The sequence below is a fragment of the Phormidium sp. CCY1219 genome, assembly GCF_035615515.1.
In the GTDB taxonomy this organism is placed as follows: Bacteria; Cyanobacteriota; Cyanobacteriia; order Cyanobacteriales; family Laspinemataceae; genus CCY1219.
The window spans coordinates 1-3,816 of record NZ_JAJENT010000217.1 but is presented as its reverse complement, the minus strand read 5'-3'; the positions used below and the strand labels follow the sequence as shown (position 1 = coordinate 3,816).

Genomic DNA, 3,816 nt, shown 5'->3' with positions numbered 1-3,816 from the left:
CCCGGCGGAAGCGTTGCGGGAGGCGCAGTTGGAGATGTGGCAACGTGAGGAGTGGAAATCGCCCTATTTTTGGGCGGGGTTTACGTTGCAGGGGGAGTGGAAATAATGACAGTTTTTCCCTTGGGTCAGGGGTCTGAATCAAGGCGATCGCCTCCTTGGAAACTGGGTGTTGATAGCGGATGGAGACGGCGATTACAATCGCATATCGCCTGTGTAGCCGCGATTTCAATCGCCCCGCTTTATTTTATAGAATTTAACTAAAAAAGGAGTCAAAATCATGGTGAGTTACTGGGTGTTTCTTCTGTCTCGAAACAGTTTAGCTGTATCGGTAATTTTGTTACTGTGGTCGAGTTCGGTGGCGGCGTTTTCTGCGCGGGACATGGACTCGTTACTATCGGCATCGGTGGAGAGCGATCGCAGTTCCATCGCTCAAGTAGAAGGCACTGAAGCCGATCGCTTGTGGCAAGAAGGGATACAACTTTACGAACGAAAAACCCCCAAATCCTTACAACAAGCCCTGGTCAAGTTCGAGGAAGCGCTGAAACTGTATCGCGAAGCCGGCGATCGCCAACAAGCAGCGCGAATCCTGCATCAGTTAGCTTTGGTACACCAAGCGCGAGGCAACCCGCAACTGGCGTTAGATTCCTATCAGCAATCCCTCTCCCTCTTGCGGCAAACCGGCGATCGCAAATTGGAAACCGTCACCCTGCTGGGAATGGGTCACATGTACTACGAATTAGGCGATTTGCCCCAATCCCTCAGCTACTTGCGCCAATCCCTATTTGGAGCGCGGCAAGTGGAGGATCCGGACTGGGAAGCTGCCCTTCGCCAGATGATTGGCATCTTTGCTCACAAGGCATTTAGTGAAGGAATAGAACTGCACGATCGCTATACCACAGAAGCTTGGTTGGAGTCAATCCCGAAATTTGAAGCGGCCCTAGAATTCTACCGCATTGTCGGCGATCGCACCCAGGAAACTCGCGTCCTAGTTTGGATCGCTCATATGCACTCCGACCTAAACAACTATCCCCGCGCCCTGTACTACTACGATATCGCCCTATCACAAGCGCGAGAATTGGGTGAAGAAGAACAGCAAGCGATCGTTCTCCGGGAGATGGGCCACGTTTACTACGTTCAAGCTGAATGGGAGGCGGCGATGGACTCCTACCAACAATCCTTGTCACTCGCCCGCAACACCGGATATCGCCAACTCGAAGCCCAGAATTTGAGGAATATTGGCTTAATTTACCACGTTCGGGGAGAGCACCAAAAGGCGCTAGACTACTATAGCCAATCGTTGCCTATTTTCCGCGAACTGGACGAGGGAGCTTCCCAAGCGTATCTCCTGAAATATATCGGCGCGGCTTATCGAACTCTAGAGGAGTTGGAAACGGCTCTAGAGTATTATAACCAATCTCTGGCGTTATTTCAAGAACTCGACAACGAAGAACAAGAAGCAATCGTCCGCAGCGCCATTCAAGCGGTTTCCTCTGCTTTAGAACCGCAGGAAACCCCGGTAGCCGATCGCCCAAACCCGATCGCCGCCGAGAATAACACCCCAGACGGCGATCGCTTATACGAACAGGCAGAGAAACTGTTTCGGGAAGGAACCCCAGAATCGGCAACGGCGGCGATCGCCAAGTTTGAAGAAGCGATCGCCCGGTATCAAGAAGCAGGGAACACCCGCCAACAAGGGCGATCGCTGGTTTGGATTGGCTATATTTACAAAGGTCGGGAAGCGTGGCAAACCGCCCGGGACTACTACAATCGCGCTTTACCCTTGTTGCGAGAAGCAGGCGATATTATAGGGGAATCCATCGCCCTCAGGGATGCTGCCCTAGCTTACTACGAGTTAGGGAACTTCCAAACCTCCCTGGACTACTACAACCAATGCTTGGTTATCTATCGGCAGCTAGGGTATAAAACAGGGGAAGCCAAGATACTCACTATGATGGGCGTAGTTTCCTGGATGATGGGAAACAAGCAAACCTCCCTAGACTACTTCAACCAATCCCTGGTTATCTTTCGGGAAGAGGGAGATAAACAACAGGAAGCCGCTGCCTTGTTGGGTCTTGCGATCGCCCAACGCAGTTTCGGGAATCTCACAGAGGCTTTGGGTAGCGTTGAAGCCGCCATTGCCATTCTCGAAGAACTTAGCCCCGTAGACGGCGAACAGCGTCAGTCTTACCTCGCGGGTTATCAACATTATTACGACTTCTACAACCAACTGCAGAGGGAACTGGAACTAACGCGATCGAATTGATTCCCACCCCAAAGTTTCCCCCAAGCTGCTCGCACCTTGGTCTTGCCTGACGCCATGCTAACAAAGTGAATTGGCTCTTACTGTGAGAAACAAAGGCGCGAGTCACTCTGTTGAGGGATGGGATGGGGAGGCCCGCGATCGCACGCGCGGCGCAATGCACACTCCCTGACGCAACTCCCCGCAGGCGATCGCCTTTTCCAATCACCCAAATCCTTATCCAAATTTGTTGTTTGTTCTGTCCTTAATAGCACTGTAAATTACCATAGGAGTTACCCATGTCCCAAGTCTTTCGCTCTCGCAGACCTTCTCCCCAACCCTCTCCTTCTTCCTTTTGGATTTGGTATTATGTTGCCGTGCTTTTAGCCAGCATTTTGACCTGGAGTTACGTGCGCGGATATCTGAGTTACAAGGATTACCAGCGCGGCGATCGGGCGTATAAAAGTGGAAATTGCCAAGCAGCGATCGCTGAATTCGAGCGAGTGAGCGCTCGCTGGTTTCCGACGGATTTCCAGAACTTAGGGCGTAGCGCTCAATCGAAAAAACGCCAATGCAAAGCCTTCCAAAAAGCGATCGCCCGACAGGAATCCGGGCAGGCAACTCGCAGCCTGATTGCTTATAATAAGTTATTGGCCTTCTCTCCCCATACTGCATTGCGCTCCGCAATCCAAAAAAACGCCGCCAACCTATTCACAGAAACCGACAGTGCCAAACTCACCAATCCAAAACTCTGCGCGCAGTTAGAGTCTTTTCGGCGAAATCAACTGCTTGCGATCGGCTCCAACCACTTACCGCCATTGTACCAAAGTTGCGGCAAATTGTACGAAACCCAAGAAAAATACAGTCAGGCAGCAGTCATCTACGGACAATTTCTCAACGCCTATCCCAAACACGAACTTGCCCCAAAAACCAAAGAAAAATTAGCCCACTCCATCATCGCAGAAGCCAAACAACAGGGCGCAGCAACCCTTCTGCAACCTCAACAAATCGGCTATACAGATAGCAGTTATGCCGTCCTAGAAATTCAGAACGATTCCCCCACAAAAATGCAGTTAATTTTCAGTGGATCCGAAACCATCATCGAAGAAATAGAACCCTGTTTCGACTGCAAGAAATATATTGGAAAAGGTCCCGAATCTTGTCCCGCACGCGGTCCAGTGGGACGCTACACCCTCAAACCCGGACAATACAACATTGTGGTCAAATCCGCTGACGAATTCCGGGTCACTCCCTACCGGGGCGATTGGACGCTCAACCCAGGTACGGCATATAACCAATGCTTTTACCTCATTCAAAACCCCCTGGAGAAGCAGCAGCAAAAAACACCGATGGATTCAGATTCGCAAACCATGCCCCAGAATGATGATAGAATCCCCAAAGGCTCTTTTAAGTTTTAAAGGAGCGGGAGTTACGGTTTGCAGGAAACGGCACAAAAGTAAATGCCGTTTCCGAAGAGTGTTTTCGCAGGATAGTATAAACGAAAAACTAGGAGTCAAAACAATGGTGCGTCAATGGTGCTTGCTTCTCTCTCCTCCCGGGTTAGCCGTAGCGGTAAC

3 protein-coding genes are annotated in these 3,816 nt (G+C 50.8%); all 3 read left to right on the top strand.

What is annotated here, in order from left to right:
* Positions 1 to 106: CHAT domain-containing protein (locus LKK83_RS31920; protein ID WP_442957264.1), on the top strand; the 106-nt coding region annotated here is incomplete at its 5' end.
* Between the two features lie 171 nt (positions 107 to 277).
* On the top strand, positions 278 to 2,263 hold the full coding sequence (locus LKK83_RS01900; RefSeq protein ID WP_324629078.1) for a tetratricopeptide repeat protein: 1,986 nt from the start codon (positions 278 to 280) through the stop codon (positions 2,261 to 2,263).
* 275 nt (positions 2,264 to 2,538) lie between these two features.
* Positions 2,539 to 3,657, top strand: coding sequence for a hypothetical protein (locus tag LKK83_RS01895; RefSeq protein WP_324629077.1), 1,119 nt, complete (start codon positions 2,539 to 2,541; stop codon positions 3,655 to 3,657).
* Positions 3,658 to 3,816: the final 159 nt, after the last annotated feature.